The 21,073-nt window shown below is 57.9% G+C and carries 21 protein-coding genes; 12 read left to right on the forward strand and 9 right to left on the reverse strand.

Features of this window, described 5'->3' with window-relative positions:
• The first annotated feature begins 3 nt into the window (after window positions 1-3).
• Together ACGHP1_RS01625 and ACGHP1_RS01630 are read left to right on the forward strand one after the other, a co-directional pair.
• Window positions 4-726: a YggS family pyridoxal phosphate-dependent enzyme gene (locus tag ACGHP1_RS01625; RefSeq protein WP_005937660.1), complete on the forward strand. Its 723-nt coding sequence runs from the start codon at window positions 4-6 to the stop codon at window positions 724-726.
• 271 nt (window positions 727-997) lie between these two features.
• Window positions 998-2,788 carry an ABC transporter ATP-binding protein gene (locus tag ACGHP1_RS01630; protein WP_390507377.1) on the forward strand — a complete coding sequence of 597 codons (1,791 nt, stop codon included), beginning with the start codon at window positions 998-1,000 and terminating at the stop codon, window positions 2,786-2,788.
• Window positions 2,789-2,852: 64 nt separating this feature from the next.
• Here the strand turns inward: ACGHP1_RS01630 and ACGHP1_RS01635 are convergent, their stop codons facing one another.
• The 6 genes from ACGHP1_RS01635 to ACGHP1_RS01660 form a co-directional block, all read right to left on the reverse strand.
• Complete coding sequence (locus ACGHP1_RS01635; protein ID WP_390507379.1) at window positions 2,853-3,803, reverse strand: ROK family glucokinase; 951 nt, start codon at window positions 3,801-3,803, stop codon at window positions 2,853-2,855.
• 148 nt (window positions 3,804-3,951) lie between these two features.
• Window positions 3,952-4,836 (reverse strand): fumarylacetoacetate hydrolase family protein, encoded by an 885-nt coding sequence (locus ACGHP1_RS01640; RefSeq protein ID WP_390507381.1) that lies wholly within the window; start codon window positions 4,834-4,836, stop codon window positions 3,952-3,954.
• Window positions 4,837-4,850: 14 nt separating this feature from the next.
• A complete protein-coding gene (locus ACGHP1_RS01645) occupies window positions 4,851-5,402 on the reverse strand; it encodes a DJ-1 family glyoxalase III (protein WP_097774274.1) in 552 nt (183 codons plus the stop codon).
• Window positions 5,403-5,563: 161 nt separating this feature from the next.
• On the reverse strand, window positions 5,564-5,863 hold the full coding sequence (locus ACGHP1_RS01650) for a YerC/YecD family TrpR-related protein (protein WP_005937644.1): 300 nt from the start codon (window positions 5,861-5,863) through the stop codon (window positions 5,564-5,566).
• A gap of 102 nt (window positions 5,864-5,965) precedes the next feature.
• Window positions 5,966-6,460 (reverse strand): GNAT family N-acetyltransferase, encoded by a 495-nt coding sequence (locus tag ACGHP1_RS01655; RefSeq protein ID WP_005937642.1) that lies wholly within the window; start codon window positions 6,458-6,460, stop codon window positions 5,966-5,968.
• 8 nt (window positions 6,461-6,468) lie between these two features.
• Window positions 6,469-6,990, reverse strand: coding sequence for a nitroreductase (locus tag ACGHP1_RS01660; protein ID WP_154260633.1), 522 nt, complete (start codon window positions 6,988-6,990; stop codon window positions 6,469-6,471).
• A 224-nt stretch (window positions 6,991-7,214) separates the two neighbouring features.
• Here ACGHP1_RS01660 and ACGHP1_RS01665 point away from each other — a divergent pair, with 224 nt between their 5' ends.
• On the forward strand, window positions 7,215-7,808 hold the full coding sequence (locus ACGHP1_RS01665) for an RICIN domain-containing protein (protein WP_097774277.1): 594 nt from the start codon (window positions 7,215-7,217) through the stop codon (window positions 7,806-7,808).
• Window positions 7,809-7,971: 163 nt separating this feature from the next.
• A complete protein-coding gene (locus ACGHP1_RS01670; RefSeq protein WP_044953245.1) occupies window positions 7,972-8,481 on the forward strand; it encodes an 8-oxo-dGTP diphosphatase in 510 nt (169 codons plus the stop codon).
• Between the two features lie 116 nt (window positions 8,482-8,597).
• Here ACGHP1_RS01670 and ACGHP1_RS01675 read toward each other — a convergent pair whose 3' ends face one another.
• Window positions 8,598-9,656: a PTS transporter subunit IIC gene (locus ACGHP1_RS01675; protein WP_005937634.1), complete on the reverse strand. Its 1,059-nt coding sequence runs from the start codon at window positions 9,654-9,656 to the stop codon at window positions 8,598-8,600.
• A 342-nt stretch (window positions 9,657-9,998) separates the two neighbouring features.
• Here ACGHP1_RS01675 and ACGHP1_RS01680 point away from each other — a divergent pair, with 342 nt between their 5' ends.
• The 8 genes from ACGHP1_RS01680 to ACGHP1_RS01715 all read left to right on the forward strand — a co-directional run bounded on the left by ACGHP1_RS01680 (window position 9,999) and on the right by ACGHP1_RS01715 (window position 19,332).
• Complete coding sequence (locus tag ACGHP1_RS01680; RefSeq protein ID WP_390507386.1) at window positions 9,999-11,201, forward strand: GH25 family lysozyme; 1,203 nt, start codon at window positions 9,999-10,001, stop codon at window positions 11,199-11,201.
• 14 nt (window positions 11,202-11,215) lie between these two features.
• Window positions 11,216-12,073, forward strand: a complete 858-nt coding sequence (locus ACGHP1_RS01685; RefSeq protein WP_390507388.1) for a Cof-type HAD-IIB family hydrolase — start codon at window positions 11,216-11,218, stop codon at window positions 12,071-12,073.
• 364 nt (window positions 12,074-12,437) lie between these two features.
• Window positions 12,438-13,160, forward strand: coding sequence for a DUF4830 domain-containing protein (locus tag ACGHP1_RS01690; RefSeq protein WP_005937622.1), 723 nt, complete (start codon window positions 12,438-12,440; stop codon window positions 13,158-13,160).
• A gap of 293 nt (window positions 13,161-13,453) precedes the next feature.
• Entirely contained in the window at window positions 13,454-13,717 is a 264-nt protein-coding gene (locus ACGHP1_RS01695) for an HPr family phosphocarrier protein (RefSeq protein ID WP_005937619.1), read from the forward strand.
• Window positions 13,718-13,823: 106 nt separating this feature from the next.
• The gene (gene ptsP / locus ACGHP1_RS01700) at window positions 13,824-15,464 is read left to right on the forward strand and encodes a phosphoenolpyruvate--protein phosphotransferase (RefSeq protein WP_371292250.1); all 1,641 of its coding nucleotides are present in this window, start codon (window positions 13,824-13,826) and stop codon (window positions 15,462-15,464) included.
• 183 nt (window positions 15,465-15,647) lie between these two features.
• Window positions 15,648-16,829, forward strand: a complete 1,182-nt coding sequence (locus ACGHP1_RS01705; protein ID WP_097774282.1) for a cation diffusion facilitator family transporter — start codon at window positions 15,648-15,650, stop codon at window positions 16,827-16,829.
• Window positions 16,830-16,848: 19 nt separating this feature from the next.
• Entirely contained in the window at window positions 16,849-18,036 is a 1,188-nt protein-coding gene (locus ACGHP1_RS01710) for a pyridoxal phosphate-dependent aminotransferase (protein WP_097774283.1), read from the forward strand.
• Between the two features lie 84 nt (window positions 18,037-18,120).
• Window positions 18,121-19,332 (forward strand): NADP-dependent isocitrate dehydrogenase, encoded by a 1,212-nt coding sequence (locus tag ACGHP1_RS01715; protein ID WP_005937607.1) that lies wholly within the window; start codon window positions 18,121-18,123, stop codon window positions 19,330-19,332.
• Between the two features lie 104 nt (window positions 19,333-19,436).
• Here ACGHP1_RS01715 and ACGHP1_RS01720 read toward each other — a convergent pair whose 3' ends face one another.
• On the reverse strand, window positions 19,437-19,844 hold the full coding sequence (locus ACGHP1_RS01720; protein WP_097781243.1) for a hypothetical protein: 408 nt from the start codon (window positions 19,842-19,844) through the stop codon (window positions 19,437-19,439).
• A 37-nt stretch (window positions 19,845-19,881) separates the two neighbouring features.
• Window positions 19,882-20,637: a type I 3-dehydroquinate dehydratase gene (gene aroD, locus ACGHP1_RS01725; RefSeq protein WP_390507392.1), complete on the reverse strand. Its 756-nt coding sequence runs from the start codon at window positions 20,635-20,637 to the stop codon at window positions 19,882-19,884.
• Window positions 20,638-21,073: the final 436 nt, after the last annotated feature.

A 21,073-nucleotide genomic window follows, 5' to 3' on the forward strand; every position in this document is an offset into this window, starting at 1 on the left:
ATCATGGCAGAAAAGAATCTGGAACAGATGCAGGAGGCCGTGGCAGAGATCCGGGAAAAGATGGCAGCCGCGGCCCGTGAAGCAGGCCGCGACCCGGCAGCGGTGCAGCTGTGCGCCGCCTGCAAGACCCGCACGGCGCAGACCGTGGCTGCAAGCGCAGCCCTGCCCATCGATGTGTTCGGTGAGAACCATGTACAGGAGCTGTGCGCAAACTTTGACGCAGGTGCTTACTGCGGCAAGCCCAGCCACTTTATCGGCCATCTGCAGACGAACAAAATTAAAAAAGTGCTGGGCCGTGCCAGCCTCATCCAAAGCGTGGACAGTGAGCATCTGCTGAACGCCATCGAGAAGGAAGCAGCCAAGGCCGGCATCGTGCAGAACGTGCTGCTGGAGGTGAACATCGGCGGCGAGGAGAGCAAGACCGGCGTGGCACCGGAAGCGCTCTGGCCGCTGCTGGATGCTGCTGCCGCACAGGAGCACATCCGGGTCAAGGGACTGATGGCCATTCCGCCCGTGAACGACGACGATGCCCGCAACCGCCGCTATCTGGCCGAGGTATACAAGCTGTTTGTGCAGGCCGGAGAGCGCGGCTATTCCAACGTGTCCATGGAGACCCTCTCCATGGGCATGAGCGGCGACTTTGAAAACGCCATCCGGGAGGGTGCCACCCTTGTGCGCATCGGCACCGCCATCTACGGCGAGCGGGATTACAGTAAAAAAGTGTAAAAATAAAAACGGCCTCGCCCTCTCAGTCGCTTGCGCGATGCCAGATTCCCCTTTTTGTCACCTGCGGTGACATCTTCCCCCGGCCGGGGGAAGTCTTTCCTCAAAGTGGGAGCCTTTGGCAGTCCACGCAAACTTCATCTCTTTGCCAAGGGCTCTCCCTTTGGGAGAGCTGGCAAATCCGAAGGATTTGACTGAGGGGGCGAGCCCACTGAAAAGTATCTGAAACATCCTGAATCGTAAAGGCCTAAAGAAACCAAAAAACGGAGGAACCATGTCAAAAACCAAGATCAACGACCCCGGGGCGCACCACGCAGGCAGCGGTGCGCTGATCCGGCGTTTTCTGCCCTATCTGGCAAAGTACAAAAAGACCCTGTTTCTGGACCTGTTCTGTGCAGCGCTGACCACCCTGTGTGACATCGTGCTGCCCAAGATCATGAGCACCATCACCAACGCCGCCATGGGCGTGGGCATCACTCTGACGGTGGGCATCGTGCTGCGGCTGGCAGCACTCTATTTTGTGCTGCGCATCATCGACGGTGCAGCCAGCTATTACATGTCCAGCATCGGTCATATCATGGGCGTGCACATCGAGACGGATATGCGCCGCGATGCCTTTGACCACCTGCTCAAGTTGGACCACACCTACTACAACAACACCAAGGTAGGCACCATCATGGGCCGCATCACCAACGACCTGTTCGATGTGACCGAGTTCGCCCACCACTGCCCGGAGGAATTTTTCATTGCGGCCATCAAGATCGTGGTGTCCTTTGTCATCCTGTGCCGGGCCAGTGTGCCGCTGACGCTGGCGGTGTTCGCCTGCGTGCCGCTGATGGGCGTGGTGTCCGTTTACCTGAACGGACGGCTGCGGGCGCGGTTCCGCCAGCAGCGCGTGCAGATCGGCGAGCTGAACTCCACCATCGAGGACAGCCTGCTGGGGCAGGGTGTCGTGAAGGCCTTTGCCGCCGAGGATGAGGAACGCGAGAAGTTTGCAAAGGGCAACAGGGATTTTGAGCAGATCAAGACCCTCGGCTACTACGCCATGGGTGCCTTCAACACCTCCACCCGCCTGTTCGACGGCCTGATGTATCTGGTGGTCATTCTGGCAGGCGGCCTCTCGCTGGTGTACGGCAGGATCACCGCCGGTGACATGGTGGCCTATATGCTGTACGTCACCACCCTTATTGCCACCATCCGCCGCATCGTGGAGTTTGCCGAGCAGTTCCAGCGCGGCATGACCGGCATCGAGCGCTTTGCCGAGATCATGGACACCCCTGTGACCATCGGCGATGTCCCGGATGCGGTACCGCTGCAGCCCGGCCCCGGTGACATCCGGTTTGAAAACGTCAGCTTTGAGTACCCGGACGACCACAACAAGGTGCTGCACAACGTCAGTCTGGATATCCGGCCGGGCGAACGGCTGGCGCTGGTCGGCCCTTCGGGCGGCGGCAAGACCACCCTGTGCAACCTCATCCCCCGCTTCTACGAAGTGACCAGCGGCCGCATCCTGATCGATGGGCAGGACATCCGCCATGTCACCCTGAAAAGCCTGCGGCAGGATATCGGCATCGTGCAGCAGGACGTGTATCTGTTCAGCGGCACGGTGGCCCAGAACATCGCCTACGGCAAGCCCGGCGCCACCCGCGAAGAGATCATGGAAGCAGCGCGTCTGGCCGGGGCCGAAAAGTTCATTCTGGCCCTGAAGGATGGCTTTGATACCTATGTGGGTGAGCGCGGTGTCAAGCTCTCCGGCGGACAGAAGCAGCGCATCGCCATTGCGCGGGTGTTCCTGAAGAACCCGCCCATCCTCATTCTGGACGAGGCCACCAGCGCGCTGGACAACGAAAGCGAGATCCTGGTGGGCCAGAGCCTTGAAAAGCTGGCCCATGGCCGTACCACCCTCACCATCGCCCACCGCCTGACCACCATCAAGGACTACGACCGCATCCTTGTGCTGGGCGAAGAGGGCATCGTGGAATCCGGCACCCACGACCAGCTGCTGGCAAAGCAGGGCGTCTACTACCGCCTGTGGAATCAGCTGCCGGGGGATGAAACGCTGTAAAAAAACACACGCATACAAAAAAGCTCTACCGCAAGCACGGCAGAGCTTTTTGCGTACAGAGGGATCATTCGCCCACGATCAGGCGCACAGAACCATAGATACCGGCATCGTTGCCGAGGATGGCGGGCACGATGGGGGTCTCACGGCAGGACTTGAAGGCATAGACCTTGAAGTGCTCCCGCAGCGGGGCAAACAGAACCTCGCCTGCGCGGGACACGCCGCCGCCCACCATGAACATCTCCGGGTCCACGGTGGCGGCAATGGTTGCCAGCGCCATGCCGAGGGTATCGGTCATCTCGTCCACCTCGCGGGCGGCAAGGGCGTCGCCATTGCGGGCGGCATCAAACACGTCCTTGGCGGCAAACTCGGTGCCGCGCAGGGTGCAGGGGGTATCCGGGTTCTCGTCCAGCAGCTTCTTCATGCAGCGCACAACGCCGGTGGCGCTGGAATACTGCTCCAGACATCCGTGCTTGCCGCAGCCGCAGGCAGCGGTCTCGTGGCGGTCCACGGTGATGTGGCCGATCTCGCCGCCGGCACCGTGGGTGCCATCAATGACCTTGCCGTTGACGATGACACCACCGCCCACGCCGGTGCCCAGCGTGACCATGACCGCACTGCGGCAGCCCTTGGCGGCACCCATCCAGATCTCGCCCAGAGCAGCCACGTTGGCGTCATTGCCCACCAGAACCTTGATGCCACTCAGCATACCGCCAAGCTCTTCGGCCACATTGTGTTTGCCCCAGCCGCCGAGGTTTGCACAGATGATGGGCACGATGCGGCTGTCCAGCACAGGACCGGGCACGCCCACGCCCACGCCCTCTACCTGCTCAGCGGCAAGGCCTTTTTCCTGCATTTTGCCCTGCACGGCAGCGGCCAGATTTTTCAGAATGTGCTCACCGGCGTTGGAGGTGTCGGTGGGAACTTCCCACTTTTCCAGCAGCGCGCCGGTGGTCTTGAACAGGCCGATCTTGGCGGTGGTGCCGCCCAGATCGATGCCGAATGCGTATTCTTTCATGTTTCATTTACCTCTTTTTGACGGCCAGCGGCCGCAGTATTTCGCGTGTTCCAGTATACCACACCTACCCGCAAAAGAGCAGTGCCGCTGCGGATTTTCATGCAAACAGACGGAAAACGCAGTGGATATTTGGCACAAATGCCAGTGCTCACCGCACGGTGTTGGTCAGACTGCCAATGCCGTCGATCTCGCAGCGCACCGTGTCGCCGGGCTTCAAAAACTGCGGCGGGTCCATGCCCATGCCCACGCCTGCCGGGGTGCCGGTGGCAATGATGGTGCCGGCCTTCAGGGTCATGCCCTGCGAAAGCTCGTGAATAACATGGTCGATGTCAAAAATTTGCAGGCCGGTGTTGGAGTCCTGCCGCTTTTCGCTGTTGACAAAGCTTCGGATGCCGAGCTTGGGCGGGTAGGTGTCGAATTCGTCTGCGGTAACGATGCAGGGGCCGATGGGCGTGAAGCCGTCCAGACTTTTGCCGAAATACCACTGCTTGTGGGCGGTCTGCACATCGCGGGCGGAAACGTCGTTCAGGATGGTGTAGCCGAACACATAGTCTTTTGTTTGCCCAGCGGGCACATCCCTGGCATCTTTGCCCAGAACCACAGCCAGTTCGCATTCGTAGTCCAGCTTCTGCACAAGGTCAGTGTGAGCTTCAATAAAACCGCCGTCCGGCACAGCGCGGGAAACGCGCTTGGAAAAATAAATGGCATCCTGATGTTTGGTTGTAAAGGCATCGGCAGAGTATTTCTCCGCTTCGTCCGAGTGGGCCATGTAGTTGATGCCAAGGCACACCACATCCTGCGCCGGGCAGGGAATAGGGCTTTGCAGCTGCACGGCATCCACGGGCAGGGCCGGGATGCCCGCAATGGCAAGCTGCAGGCCTGCCCGCACCTGCGGGGTCAGAAAGGGGATGGCATCGGACAAGGTTTTATAGGAAAGGCCCAGCCAGCTCAGCGGCCAGATCTGTGTGCCGTCCGGCGAAAGAATGGCCGGATCTTCTACGCCGTCCGGCAGGCGGCAGGTGACAAAACGCATTTCAGTTTCCTCCCTCAGTGGCGGTAGGCGATGGCGTTCTGGATGCGGTCGGCCTCAGCCTGCCCGGCCAGCTGGCGCACCAGCTCCAGCGCAAAGGGGATGGCACCGCCCAGACCGTAGCTGGTGGTGATATTGCCGTCCACTACCACTTCGGTATCCAGCACCTCGGCACCGGCCAATTTGTCTTGGAAACCGGCGTGCGCCGTGGCTTTTCTGCCCTCCAGCAGGCCGAGAGATGCCAGCACGCTGGGTGCTGCGCAGATGGCAGCTACCTTTTTGCCGCTCTTTGCAAAGGAAACGCAGGTGTCGGTAACGGTCTTGTTGGCGGCAAGGTTCGGGGTGCCGGGGATGCCGCCGGGCAGCACCACCATGTCCACATCCGAATAATCCACCTCTTCGGCCAGTGCGTCGGCGGTGATATGCACCTTGTGGCTGCTCACGATCTCACGGCTGCCGGATGCGCTGGCCACGGTCACCTCCACCTTGGCGCGGCGCAGCAGATCGACCACCAGCAGGGCTTCACATTCCTCGGTGCCCTCGGCAAAAAATACAACAGCTTTGCTCATAAAAATCAAACCTCCCTGATTTCTGATGAAGACGGCGCATCTGCACCGCATGAGGAAAAACGATAGAAGTACCCCGCTGGCGTGGGGACTTCTGCCTTCCCAGTTGAATGATAAAAGCCGCATACCGCACGGGCGGCACGCGGCATGGTTTGTGTGGAAGTTCAGTTTTGATCGTCGGCAGCTTTTTCCGCTTCCAGCAAGGCGCGCAGCACGCTGTCGTTGGCACTCAGCACCCGGCTTACCCGGCTGATGATGGCGCTGGATGCACCGGTCTTATCCATGATCTCGGTGTAGATGCGCTTGTCCACCAGCATTTCGGCAATGTTGTAGCGCTGCTCCATTGCGCTCAGCTCGGAATAGCTGCACACATCCTGTAAAAAACGGTAGCACTGTTCCGGGGTCTTGAGCTGCAAAAATGCCTGATACAGACCGGACTGGCCGGTAGGATGATCTTTTGCCATGTTGTTCTCCTTTTTTGCAGATGCCGCCCACAGGCAGACACTTTATTACACTACACCAGTGTAGTACAAACGGGGAGAAATTTCAATAGCATTTGCGGCTTTTTAGCCCAGCGTGTGCTCAAATACCACTTCGTCCCGGGGGACGGTGCCGTTTTCCTGCTCGGCGGGCTTTAAATTGCGGTAGCGCAGGGCCTTGAAGAACTGCTGCACCGGCAGGGCCTTGGCGTGCACGGTGCACCACACACGGCCCTTGCCCTCGCCGCGGGCCAGCCGCTCGCAGGAGAGCACGATGTCCCGGCCCAGTGCCTTGCCGCGGTATTCGGGCTTGAGGTACAGGTGCATCAGGTGCAGGGCGGTGTTCTCCATCTTCCACGCAAAGTAGCCGATGGTTTTGCCGCCCAGAACGACCAGAAAATAGTTCACATCGTTGTCGATGTCTGCTTCGATGGCGTCTGCGCTCTGCAGCTCTTCCACAAGGGTGTCCAGCTGCTTTGCGGGATAGTAGCGCTTGTACACCTCGTGCCAGAGCTCACTGGCAAGGTCGGCGGTGGCGTGGATGTATTTGGCCTTGGCGACCAGCTTGTAATCAGGCTTCATAGTTCTCCTTATACTTTTACGATATAATCCGGCTTGCGGGGTGCTGCGGGCTTGGGGTCTGCAGCAGGGTAGCCCAGAATGCAGTGGCCGATGCCGACCCAATCGCCCTCGATGCCCCACTGCCGGAGCAGGGCCTTGCCCTCTTCTGTTTCAAACTCTTCCTTTGCGCGGTTGATCCAGCAGCTGCCCAGCCCCAGCGAAGCTGCAGCCAGCATCAGGTTGCCCATGACAAGGCTGCCGTCGGGTACGGCATTTGCGGCGTGAGCATCGGCCAGCACCACCAGAATGGTGGGAGCGCCGTACATGGGGTCGGTGTCCCTGCCCATGACAGCGGCGTTCATGCGGGTGAGCTGGGCGCGGGCGGCAGCGTCCTGCACGACCACGATCTTTGCGCTCTGGCGGCCCATGGCGCTGGCGGCGTAGGTGCCGGCTTCCAGCACGGCATCCAGTTCTTCGTTTGTGATCTGCTCCGGCTTATAGGCACGGCAGCTGCGGCGGTTTTTGATGGTTTCCAAGGTTTCGTTGGTCATGGCAATTCCCTCCCTTAAAACATGTGCCTTTATTGTATCACAACAAAGGCCGGAGTGCAAAGAGAAACCAGCAGGAAACGCTTTTGTTGCACGTAAACGTTATCGTTGCGGGAATCATGTCAAAATGCACAATAAAACGTAAAAAGATTATGGAAAAGCATTCTTGCTGCCAAAGGGTAAATACGTTATAATAGGGCTACCAAACTGGAAAGGAGTCGTGCTCTATGGCAAAGGCATCGCAGGCAGTCATTCTGGAAAATGAATTTTATATCATCAAAGCCCCCAATGGAAAGGTACTGGAAGTAAAGAACTTCAACACCGAGAACGGCGCGGCCATCCAGCTGTGGAGCTATGCAGGCCATCCGTGGCAGCAGTGGCAGTTCGTGGATGCAGGCGAGGGCCGCTGGCGCATCTGCAACCGCTTTACCGGCAAGATGATGGATCTGGCCCTTGGCGGTGTGGTGGAGGGCACATGGCTGCACCAGTGGGACCGCACCAGCGGGCTGAGTCAGTGCTGGGCGCTGGAGCCCACCCGCAGCGGGCGCACCCGCATCCGCAATGTGCTGGCGGATAAATACATTGACCTTGTGGGCATGAACACCGCCAACGGTGCACAGGCCCAGATCTGGAACTTTGTAGCAGGCGGCAATCAGGAGTGGACGCTGGAACGCATCGATCCGGACACCGCCCAGAGCGGCCGCCGCGCTGAGGAAGCCAAAGACCCGCAGCCCACGCCCAGCCAGCGCAAGCATCAGAACGACCTTGTGCGCAAGCTGAACAATGCGGGCAAGGGAAGAGCAAGCCGGAAGGGACAATGATTTTAAATTGCCGCCGCGTTGCTCTGGCATATTCAGAGGAAAAAGTTATTTTTGGTTTGCACCCCGGCAAAGCCTGCGGGCTTTGCCGGGGGTGTTTTTTCACGGGAGGGGCCGCAGCGAAAAACGGCATTTTCCACAAAAACAAAATCAGAAGGAGAACGCAATGAATCTAGGAGCCTTCATGAACCCCGAATTTCCCATTTTCAGCACCACGCTGTGCTATCTGGAACGGGACGATGCCTACCTGATGCTGCACCGCATCAAAAAGCAGGACGACTACAACCACGACAAATGGATCGGCGTGGGCGGAAAGTTTGAGCGGTTTGAAAGCCCGGAGGACTGTCTGCTGCGGGAAGTGAAGGAGGAAACCGGCCTGACGCTGAAGCGCTTCCGCGCCCGGGGTCTGCTGACCTTTATTTGGGGCAACATGACCGAGTTCATCCACCTGTACACCGCTGATGAATGGACGGGCGAGATGGTGCAGGGCGATGCCTGCAGGGAAGGCGTGCTGGAATGGGTGCCGAAGGATAAGGCGGCTGAACTGCCCATCTGGGAGGGCGACAAAATCTTCTTCCGGCTGCTGAATGAGGAACGGCCTTATTTCTCCCTCAAGCTGGTGTATGAAGGCGACACCCTCACGCAGGCAGTGCTGGACGGGAAACGGATCGTTTGAGCGCTTCCTGTGCAGAGCGTCGTCACGTGTTTAACCGTGAAAAGACAAATCCCGGCAGACCGCAGCCTGCCGGGATTTGCTCTATCAAAAAGCAAAAAGAATTTTCCGCTTAAAAATCAGTTCAGCTTCAGGTCGCCCTCTTTGATCCAGCCCAGCTTGCGCTCGATCTCGCAGAAGATCACACTCAGCACGGCGGGCAGAACAAAGCACAGCAGCACCATGGCAGCCCAGTCCATCGGGGTGATGGCGGCTTTGGTACCGGCGGCAATGTCGCTGACCCAGCCGGTGTACACGCCGATCTGGCCCACCAGACCGCAGGTGCCCATGCCGGAAGAGACAGCGGCACCGTTCATCTCAAAGTGGAACACACAGGTGGCCAGCGGGCCGGTGATGGCACTGGCCAGTGTGGGCGCGATCCAGATACGGGGGTTCTTGACGATGTTGCCCATCTGCAGCATGCTGGTGCCAAGGCCCTGACTGACAAGACCGCCCACGCCGTTCTCCTTGTAGCTCATCACGGCAAAGCCGATCATCTGGGCGCAGCAGCCTGCCACGGCGGCACCGCCGGCAAGGCCGGTCAGACCCAGCGCGGCGCAGATGGCGGCAGAGGAAATGGGCAGGGTCAGCGCCACGCCCACAATGACGGATACCAGAATGCCCATGACCAGCGGAGCCTGTTCGGTGGCCCACATGATCAGGGTGCCCACCTGACTTGCGGCAGCGCCAATGGGTGCGGCGATCAGCATGGAAAGGCCCACGCCGGAAAAAATGGTCACCAGCGGGGTCACGAGGATGTCCACGCGGGTCTCCTTGCTCACGGCCTTGCCCAGTTCGGAAGCCACGATGGCAATGATGAGCACGGCCAGCGGGCCGCCTGCGCCGCCCAGAGCATTGGCCGAGTAGCCTACGGTGATCAGGCTGAACAGAACCAGCGGCGGGCAGTGCAGTGCCCAGCCAATGGCGCAGGCCATGGCCGGGCCGCTCATGGCCGTGGCGTAGCCGCCAAGGTCTACCAGTACGTCAAGGCCGGTCTGCTGGCCCAGCGTCTTGATAATGGTGCCGATCAGCAGGCTGGCAAACAGGCCCTGCGCCATGGCACCCAGCGCTTCAATGAGATAGCGCTGCGGGGTGATGACGATATCCTTGCGTTTTAAGAAATCTTTCACATTTGACATGAGAAACTGCCTTTCTGTTTCAAGATGGTGGATTCAATGCAAAAACTGCATGTCAAGTATAATACCATACACATGTCAAGACAACAAGACAAAATGCTGATTTTGCTGGAAATATCTGCAATTTTTGGCTTTGTGCAATGTTTTTGCGGGCTGAGACGTATCTGTTTTGGAGCATTTTCTGATACCGGGGCGGCAGCTTTTCGGAGCTGCGCTTTGCAGTGTGCGGCAATTGACGGGGGCTTGCCCGCGGGTGTATACTGAAAGAGTATTGAGAAGATGAAACGCTGCCCTTTTTGCGAAGGGCGGCATCCCGATAAAAATGCATGAGGTTTGGAGCACAGCATGAAAAAAACGTTCTGGAATAAACTGACTGCCCGCGGCACCCGCGGCAAAACGCGGTGTGCAGCGGCAGTTCTGGCATTGGCAATGACCTTTTCAATGGGCGCACCGCTGGCACTGGCTGCACAGCCGGAAGAAAGTACCGCGGCAGTGACCGAGACTGTTTCTGCACAGCAGGAAACGGCAATGCCCACCCTGCAGACGGAGACCCCGGAGCTTGCTGCACAGGACCCGGAAGCACCGCCTGTACAGGCCACTGAAGCGGAGGAGAACAGCACGAACCAGCACACGCCGGAAAACAGCGTGGTGCTGACACCGGAAGAGATCCGTGCCGCGCTGGATGCCGGTGCCATGGATGCCGCCGAGGCCCAGTGCATCGACCTGAGCGATGAGAACGGCTTTTTCAGCTGGCTGCTCAATTTCCTGTTCGGCTGGCTGGGCAAAGACGAGTCCCAGCCGGAGCCAGCCTACTCCGGCTGGCGCACCTCCGGCGGCAAGACCTACTACTACAGCCAGACCACCAACAAGCCGGTGACCGGCATCCAGTGCATCGACAATAAACTCTATTACTTCAATGCGGACGGTGTGCTGGAAAATGGCAAGACCTTTGGTGTGGATGTTTCCAAGTATCAGAAGAACATCGACTGGAACCAGATCAAAAAGGCAGGCGTGAGCTTTGTGATCGTCCGCATCGGCTACCGCGGCTATGGTGCTTCCGGCACGCTGGTGCTGGACCCCATGTTCGAGGAGCATTTCACCAATGTGAAGAATGCGGGCCTGAAGGTGGGTGTGTATTTCTTCAGTCAGGCCACCACCGAGGAGGAAGCCAAGGAGGAAGCCTTTGCCTGCGCCTACGTACTGAACGGACGCAAGCTGGATTACCCCATCTTCTTTGACACCGAAGCATCCGGCGCTTCCAATGGTTCCGGCCGTGCCGACGGTCTGGGTATGGAGGACCGCACCAAGTGCGCCATCGCCTTCTGTGAGGAGGTCAAGGCACAGGGCTACAAACCCGGTGTGTATGCTTCTACCCTGTGGTACCGCAAGCGTGTCAATCTGAACAGCCTGAAAAAATATACCATCTGGAACGCGCATTATGGTGTTGCCAGCAGCCCCATCGACTGCGCCCTGTGGCAGGGCACCTGCACGGCACGCCTGCCCGGCTATAAGGGCGATATGGACGTGAACATCAGCTACATCGGATAAGTGAGGAAACTGCAATGGACCGCATTCGCCTGATCGCATCGGACATGGACGCGACCCTTCTGGACGAGTACAGCCAGCTGCCGCCAAAGTTTACCGAGACCATCTGTGCACTGGCCGGGCAGGGCATCTTGTTTGCCGCCGCCAGCGGGCGGCCTCTGTACACACTGGAAACGATGTTCCCCGATCTGCTGGAGGAGATCATTCTCATTGGCGACAACGGCGGCGCTGCCCGCTGGAAGGGGAAAGACCTGTTTGTGTCCGAAATGCCTGCCGAGGGCTGGCGGCAGCTGGCCCGCAGCACAAAGCAGGCCGGAGACGTGGGCCTTTTGTGCGGACTGCAGGCGGCCTACGCGGAAAAGCAGGACGAGAAATACGATAAAGTTTTCAAGAATTTTTATACCCGGGTGGAATACGTGGATGACCTGACTGCGGTGGAAGCGGCGGCGGATAAGTTTACCGTCTACCTGGCCAACGACGACTCACAGAAAGCCTTCGACCGGATCTACGGCGCATTCCACACCGGAAATGGCGGTGCATTCTCGGTGGCAGTGGCAGGCAGAAACTGGGTGGACGTGATGAACCCAGGTGTGCACAAGGGTGCAGCACTGGCAAAGGTGGGTGCACTGCTGGGCATTCCGGCCGACAGCATGATGGCCTTTGGCGACACCTACAACGATGCCGAGATGCTCACCACCGCGAAGTACGGCTTTTTGATGGAGAACGGCAGCGGACCGCTGCGGGCGCAGGTGCCGTTTCTGGCACCGTCCCACCGGGAATACGGCGTGATGCAGGTGCTGAAACAGGTGCTCCGCCAGAACGGCGAAGTCTCGCCGGAGGATTTTGTGAAAGCGCACGGAGACGTGACGATTTAGAATTGTCTCCGCTTCACTCTAACAATAATAGAGGAAATAATTATTTTTAGTATTGCAAATCAGCCAGACCTGCGGGTCTGGCTGATTTGCTTTTTCACGGGAAGGGGACGTAACGGGTAGCGGTATTTTGCTGCTGTCGGTTTGCAGCCGTCGTGCAGCAGAAAAAATGCATTTTCCGGCAGCGACTCTTTTTGTAAAAATGCGTTTGGAGCGGCCCGCAGGCCACTCCAAACGCGAAAACAAAATAATATTTCCGCTGAATATGCCCAGAGTGAAACGGCGGGCATTTTAAATCGTCATAACCTGCCCGAACTCTGAATAAATTGTTCTCAGAGCAATAAACAGGCTGGGGAGGCATGGGGATATGTTTGTAGTCACGTTAAGCAAAACGAGCCTGAAAAAACTGGGTCTGGGTGCCATGTGCTGCGCACTGGTGGTGGGCAGTGCTCTGCTGGGCCGGTTCATCAGCAACCGCACCGTTGCGGTCTCGGCGGCGGTGAACAAAATTGAGAGTGCACAGGACATCCAGACATGGTTCACCGGCTACGGTCTGGATGTGGACGGCGCATCCATCACGGCAGACAAGGTCAAGATCCCCCGCAAGTGGGATGACAGCTTTTCGGCCTTCAACGGGGTGGTGCAGCAGAGCGGCATGGACCTTGCACGCTACAAGGGAAAGACCGTGGAAAAATGGACGGCGCTGATCCCGGCGGCAAGCAGCGGCGAAACCAGCCGCTACGGCGTGCTGTTGGTGTACCGCAAAAAGGCCGTGGGAGCTTACCTGCTGGAACGGCCCTCCGGCGTTGTGGTGGGCCTGAAAGACATGCAGGCCGCCATGGCGGAAGCTGAGGCAAAGCAGACTTCCGGCGAGGACTACGAGGGCGACTGGGGTGAGCGCCACGACGAAGAGCTGACCGGCAGCGAACCGGCACAGCAGACCTCCGGCGAGGACTACAGCGGCGATTGGGGCGAACGCCATGACGAGGAATTGACCGCCCAGCAGACCTCCGGTGAGCCGGATGCCGTGCCGCAGGCTGTGCCTTATACGGAACTGCCGCTGGATGCCGAGGGATATCCGGTGGAATAAGCACCGGAACGACCTGCCAAAGCCGGAAACGACCGGGAACAGCTTCGGGTTTTGATGCAAAATCAGGTCGCAATTTGCCTAAAATTTGCGCACAAGCAGAAGAAAAAGTGAAATGCGTGCATTTTTGTCACATTTGTATGTTCAATTGTACCAAAATTTTGCATAAAAAATTAGCAATATGAAATGGTGAAAAATTACCGGCAAGGGTTTATAATAGATGTATCAACCGTGCCGCGGCTCGGCCGCGTCTGGTGCAAGTGCAGAAGCGCCGCACGGGATCAAGTAAGGAGAAAATGATTATGAAGGAATTCCAGTATACCGTTAAGGATGCATGCGGCATCCACGCTCGTCCCGCCGGCCTGCTCGTCAAGACCGTCAAGGGCTTTGCCAGCAGCGCTACCCTGGAAAAGGACGGCAAGAGCTGCGATATGCGCAAGCTGATGGCTCTGATGGGCATGGGCGTCAAGCAGGGTGAGACCGTTACCGTCAAGGTCGAGGGCGACGACGAGGAAGCTGCAGCAGCAGCCATCCAGAAGTTCCTGACCGAGAACGTCTGATTCCGCAGTTAAGATGAGGAAGGCCCTCGCGGGTGAGCTGCGGGGGCTTTTTTTGGACTGTCGGAGCAGTGCGGCCCCGGCACAGATGAAGAAGGAGTAGTGTGCAATGCAGGTAGGCACCGGTAAGAGCGTCCTGAATGGCATCGCCATCGGCAAGCTCAAGATCTACAAGAAAAAGGATACTGCTATTTCCACCGCCCCTGTGGCAGATACTGCCGCAGAACTGGAGCGTTTTGAAGCTGCCCGCCAGAAGGCCATTGAGCAGCAGACCGCCCTGTACGAAAAGGCACTGGCAGAAGCCGGCGAGGACATCGCCGAGGTGTTCAACATCCACGCCATGATGCTGGATGACGACGACTTTGTGGACGCCATCAAGGAGATCATCAACAGCCAGAAAAAGTGTGCCGAGTACGCCGTCAAGACGGCAGGCAACAATCAGGCTGCGGTGTTCGCCGCCATGGACGACCCGTATCTGCAGGCCCGCAGCGCCGATGTGCTGGACATTGCGCAGGCCATGCTGGACATTCTGCAGGGGGTGGACAACGCCAGCCTGCAGGGCACCGAGCCCAGCATTCTGGTCGCGGAGGATCTGGCCCCGTCTGAGACCGTCCGCATGGATAAGAGCCTGCTGCTGGGCTTTATCACCCGTGAGGGCAGCTCCAACAGCCACACCGCCATTCTGGCCCGCAGCATGAACATCCCTGCCCTGATCCAGTGCAAGGATATTCAGGACGACTGGGACGGCAAGATGGCGGTCATCGATGGCTACAACGCCTGCGTTTACGTTGAACCCACCCCCGACCTGCTCAAGAGCCTGAAGAAGCGCCAGCAGGAAGATCAGAAGAAGCAGGCCCTGCTGCAGGAGCTGAAGGGCAAGCCCAACACCACGCTGGACGGCAAGACCATCAATGTCTTTGCCAACATCGGCGGCATGAGCGATGTGGGTGCTGTGCAGCAGAACGATGCCGGCGGCGTAGGCCTGTTCCGCACCGAGTTCGTCTACCTGAACTGCAAGGACTTCCCCACCGAGGACTACCAGTTCGAGGCCTACAAGCAGGTGGTGGAGAGTCTGGCTCCCCGCAAGGTGGTCGTCCGTACCTGTGACATCGGTGCCGATAAGACCGTCGATTACATGAAGCTGGATCACGAGGAGAACCCCGCTCTGGGCTACCGCGCCATCCGCATCTGCCTGACCCGCAGGGACTTCTTCAAGACTCAGCTGCGCGCTCTGCTGCGTGCTTCTGCCTACGGCAACATGAGCATCATGTTCCCCATGATCACCAGCCTGCGGGAGCTGCAGGATGCCAAAGCTGTTCTGGAAGAGTGCCGCGCAGAACTGACCGCCGAAGGCGTGAAGATGGGCCAGAACATCGAGGTAGGCACCATGATCGAGACCCCCGCCGCTGTGCTGATCGCGGACGAGCTGGCTGCCGAGTGCGACTTCTTCTCCATCGGCACCAACGACCTGACCCAGTACACCTGCGCGCTGGACCGCCAGAACGCAAAGCTGGAGCCGTTCTTCAACCCGCACCATCCCGCTGTGCTGCGCGCCATCAAGATGACCATTGAGGCGGGCCACCGCCACGGCATCTGGGTGGGCATCTGCGGTGAGCTGGGCGCAGACACCGCCCTCACCGAGACCTTCCTGCGCATGGGTGTGGACGAGCTGTCCATGAATGCCAAGAGCATCCTGCCGGTGCGCAAGATCATCCGCAGCGTGGACCTGAGCAAGCCTTCTGAGAAGTAATTCATCCGAGAATCCCGGTTTACCGTTCCCATAAAGCTCCCCGGCAGGGCATCCCGCTCTGCCGGGGTCTTTCTATACCGGGCAAAAGTTTTCGGAAAATACTTTAAAACGATAAAGCGAAATGCTATACTATAAGCGATGACAGGGTATGCAGGTGTCCAGCGCTGCCCATGGAGGACCGTTATGACTCAGTTTTTGATTCGTCTTTTCATCCGCCAGCCCGACCATGCGCAGGACCCTAAGGTGCGCGCCGCCTACGGCAACCTTGCCTGCTGGGTGGGCGTGGCATGCAACCTGCTGCTGTGTCTGGGCAAGCTGACCGTAGGCACTCTGTTCGGCTCCATTGCCATCATGGCAGATGCCCTGAACAACCTGTCGGATGCCTCGTCCAACGTGGTCAGTCTGGTGGGCTTCAAGCTGGCCGGCAAGGCCCCGGACGCAGAGCATCCCTTCGGCCATGCCCGGTATGAATATCTGGCGGGGCTGGTAGTCAGCGTGACCATTCTCGGCATCGGCTTTTCGCTGCTGAAGGAATCTGTGGTCAAGGTGCTGCACCCCACCCCGGTGATGTTCAGCTGGCTCACGGTGGCCGTGCTGATCGCATCCATCCTCGTCAAGCTGTGGATGAGCGGCTTCAACCGCACCATCGGGCGTATCATCGGCTCCGAGACCCTCATTGCCACTGCTGCGGACAGCCGCAACGATGTGCTGAGCACCGGCGCGGTGCTCATTGCAGCGGTGCTGTGCCGCGTGACCGGCTGGGATGTGCTGGATGGCCTGATGGGCGTAGGCGTGGCGGCGTTCATCCTGATCTCCGGCTGGGGTCTTGTGATGGATACGCTCAGCCCGCTGCTGGGCGAAAGCCCCAGCGAGGATCTGGTGGACCACATCGAGCAGAAGGTGCTCTCCTATCCCGGCGTGCTGGGAATGCACGATCTGATGGTGCACGACTACGGCCCGGGACACCAGTTCGCCTCCCTGCATGTGGAACTGCCTGCCGAGCAGGACCCGCTGGAGGCACACGACCTGATCGACAACATTGAACGGGATTTTCTAAAGAATGACCGGCTTTTGGTGACCATCCACTACGACCCCATCGTTACCTCGGATGCTGCCGTGGGCGTGTTGCGTGCCCGCCTGACCGAAAAGCTGCGCCAGCTCGACCCGGCCCTTTCGCTGCACGATCTGCGCATCGTGCCGGGCAGGACCCACACCAACGTGCTGTTCGATCTGGTGCTGCCGGCAGGCTATGCAGGGGATAAGGTAGAGCTGCTGGAACAGCTGGAACAGTTCATCAAGGAACAGGATACAGCCTACAGCTGCATCATCAAGGTGGAGCAGAGCTATACGGCTGCCCACAAATAAACTCTCGGGGGAAAGTATTATGCTGAACGAGACTTATCGCGCGATGCTCGGCAATAAGAGCGTCATCCGCGAGACCTTTATGTACGGCAAGCAGCGTGCTGCCGAGATCGGATATGAGAACGTGTTCGATTACTCGCTGGGCAACCCCAGCGTGCCCTGCCCGCAGGAGTTCACTGCCGCTATGCAGGATCTGCTGACCAACGAAGAGCCGGTAAACCTGCACGGCTACTGCCCCAGTCAGGGCGACCCGGGCTTCCGCACCGATGTGGCAGCGCACCTGACAAAGACCTTTGGCCTGCCCTATGAGCAGAAGCACATCTTCCCCACCACCGGTGCGGCGGGTGCCATTGCCCATGCCATCCGTGCGGTCACGCAGCCCGGCGACGAGGTGCTCACCTTTGCGCCCTACTTCCCGGAGTACGGCCCTTATGTGGCGGGCACCGGGGCAGTCCTCAAGGTGGTGCCGCCGCAGGCACCGACCTTCCAGCCCAATCTGGACGCATTCGAGCAGATGATCGGCGAAAAGACCACCTGTGTGCTCATCAACACCCCCAATAACCCCACCGGCGTGGTCTACTCTGCCGGGACGCTCACCCGCATGGCAGAGATCCTGACCGAGAAGAGCAAGGCGTTCGGCCACAACATCTTCCTCGTCAGCGATGAGCCCTACCGGGATATCGCATTCGACGGCAAAAAGGTGCCCTACCCGGCGGCGTTCTACCCCCACACTCTCACCTGCTTCTCCTATTCCAAGAGCCTGAGCCTGCCCGGCGAGCGCCTTGGCTATGTGGCGGTGCGTCCGGGCTGTGAGGGCGAGGATGTGCTGGTGGACATGATGGCCCAGATCTCCCGCTTCACCGGCCACAACTGCCCGCCCAGCATCATCCAGCGGGCCGTAAGCCGCTGTCAGGATGTGACCAGTGATCTGAGTGTGTATGAGACCAACATGAACCTGCTGTACGATAAGCTCACCGCGCTGGGCTTTGAGGTGGAGCGCCCCGGCGGTACCTTCTACATCTTCCCCAAGGCTCTGGAAGAGGATGCCAACGCCTTCTGCATGAAGGCCCGGGAGTTTGACCTGCTGCTGGTGCCCAGCGACAGCTTCGGTGTCAAGGGCTATGTGCGCCTTGCCTACTGCATCGATACCGAAAAGGTCAAGCGCAGCCTGCCTGCCCTTGAAAAGCTGGCAGCCGCTTACCGCAAATAAACATTCTGCCGAACTGCCCGCGCGGCATCTGGCAGTGCAGCGCGGCTGGAGAAACGATCCAAAGAGAGGAAAGGGAACCCTGCTATGGAAAAGATCAAAATGACCACGCCCCTCGTCGAAATGGACGGCGACGAAATGACCCGTATTCTGTGGAAGATGATCAAGGACGAACTGATCCTTCCGTTTGTGGACCTCAAGACCGAATATTACGATCTGGGCCTGCCCAACCGCGACGCTACCGCCGACAAGGTGACCATGGATGCCGCCCTTGCCAACAAGAAGTACGGCGTTTCGGTCAAGTGCGCCACCATCACTCCCAATGCCCAGCGCATGGACGAGTATAAGCTGCATGAGATGTGGAAAAGCCCCAACGGCACCATCCGCGCGGTGCTGGACGGCACCGTGTTCCGCGCACCCATCATGATCGACAGCATCAAGCCGGTGGTCAAGAACTGGAAAAAGCCCATCACCATTGCCCGCCACGCCTACGGCGATGTGTACAAGTGCACTGAGTTCCGCATCCCGGGTGCAGGCAAGGCTGAACTGGTGTTCACCGGTGCCGATGGCTCTGAGCAGCGCGCCACCGTCTTTGACTTTGAGGGCGCTGGCGTTCTGCAGGGCCAGTACAACAAGGATGATTCCATCCGCAGCTTTGCCCGCAGCTGCTTCAACTACGCACTGGATGTGAAGCAGGATCTGTGGTTCGGCGCAAAGGATACCATCTCCAAGAAGTACGACCACACCTTCAAGGATATCTTCCAGGAAGTGTACGATGCCGAGTATAAGGCAAAGTTCGAGGCCGCAGGCATCACCTACTTCTACAGCCTCATTGACGATATTGTTGCCCGCGTCATTCGCAGCGAGGGCGGCTTTGTCTGGGCCTGCAAGAACTACGACGGTGACGTGATGAGCGATATGGTCTCCACTGCCTTTGGCTCTCTGGCTATGATGACCAGCGTGCTGGTCAGCCCGGACGGCAAATACGAGTTCGAGGCCGCCCACGGCACCGTCACCCGCCACTATTATAAGTATCTGAAGGGCGAAAAGACCTCCACTAACCCCATGGCTACCATCTTTGCGTGGTCTGGCGCGTTCAAGAAGCGCGGTGAACTGGACGGCCTGCCGGAGCTGGTGAAGTTTGGCGAAGCACTGGAAGCCGCCAGCCTGCAGACCCTGAACGACGGCATCATGACAAAAGACCTGTGCGGTCTGGCTGAGGGCATCACCCCCACCGCCGTGGACAGCGAGGGCTTTATCAAGGCCATCCGCACCCGTCTGGAAGCCAAGCTGGCATAAAACGATTTTCAATATAACATAAAAACCGGAACGATCCACCCGAAAAAGGGAAGATCGTTCCGGTTTGTGTTTTAGGCAGGATGTGCGACAAACTGGAATTTTTGTTATTCTACGATACCTTCAATATAGCTGTAATCAATATTTCCCTTTGTAACAGAATAGAAAAATGGATCTTTTCTAATTGTATCATCTGAATTGATAATAAAATTATTCCAATCGCCTGCCTCGTTGCCATCAGACAAATAAATAGTAACTTTGAAACTATATCCCATATATCCCAAAGACGGCTTTGACCGCTTTAATTCGACGCCATTCAAATTTTCGACAATATGCTGAATCTGCTCTTTGTCGGTAATATGTGTTGCGTTTCCGCTATTGCCATTGAAAACAACTATTTCCATGACCTCATTAGGGTCTAAGTCCATCAAGTCGAGTGGAATATTAAACCATACAACAATGCCCATCAAAAGAATTATCACAACAGACAGCAATATGATGATTTTCTTTTTCATATCAGCTCAACTCCTTTGTCAACTTCCGATTTGTTGGTTACAAATGCAATGCATCCAATACTTCGTTTACGACCTCCAGCGACACCTGCCCCGGTGCACTGGCCTGCCCGGGATTGGCAAAGGTCATGGCGGAACCGATGGCTTCGCCGGAAAGGCGGCTCACCGCGCCCAGAGCTCCCATGCTCATGGTGATGATGGGAGTCTCCGGATGCCGGTCGGCCATTTCAGCGGTGGCAGCCAGAAGCTCCAGCACATCGGCACGGCTCTGGGGCATCACAGCCAGTTTGGGCAGATCGGCCCCGGCCTGCTGCATGGCAACCATGCGGCTCACCAGTTCGGCGCGCGGCGGCGTTTTATGGAAGTCGTGGCTGGAACACACCACTGCAGCCCCGGCGGTGTGGGCTTCTTCGATCAGCGCGGGAAGCTCTGCGCCTGAAGTGAAAAATTCAATGTCGATCAGATCGGCGCAGTCGGTGGCAAGAACGGTGCGGATAAAATGAAGATACTCTTCGTGGGCCAGAGCGACTTTGCCGCCCTCGGCCTTTGTGCGGAAGGTGAAAAGAAGCAGTTTGTCCTTCAAGGCGACGCGAAGCTTTGCAGCGCAGTGCACAATGGCCGAATAGTCTTTTGCACCTTCAAAGCAATCGATGCGCCATTCCACACAATCGGCGCGCAATGTGGAAAACTCGGCGGCTTTTTCAAGAACGGCGGTTTCCGTGGGCTCTACAATAGGAATAATAACTTTGGGGCGGCCCTCGCCGATGCAGCAGCCGCGGATGTTGACACAGGACATGGCGCTTCTCCTTTATGTAATAAGTATAGCTACCTTATACAGGATACGGGGATGACTCCATAATACGTTCTGTCTGCAGCCTTGTCAAGAAAAAGGCACGCCTTGAAACGGGTGAAAAACAGGAAGAATCTTTGCGCTGCAAAGAAATTGGAAAAAATCTGTCAAAAAGTGTTGACAAGGAGGCGGGGGTGTGGTATTATACTTGAGCGCCAAGCGCTGAGGCAAAAGAATGACTTCCGGAGCCTCAGCAGGAAGCCTTTGAAAAGAACCAATAGACGCTGAAAAGTTCCAGTTTGTTCTGAGAAACTTTTTGGATGTCCAAGTTCAAAAAGTTCAAAAGCTTCTAAAAAATAAGGCTTGACAAAAAACCACTTCGGTGGTACAATAAACAGGTCGTCAGCCGCAAGGCTGAGGCGCACAGGACCTTGAAAATTGA

It is taken from the genome of Faecalibacterium sp. i21-0019-B1, assembly GCF_042852915.1.
Lineage (GTDB): Bacteria > Bacillota > Clostridia > Oscillospirales > Ruminococcaceae > Faecalibacterium > Faecalibacterium taiwanense.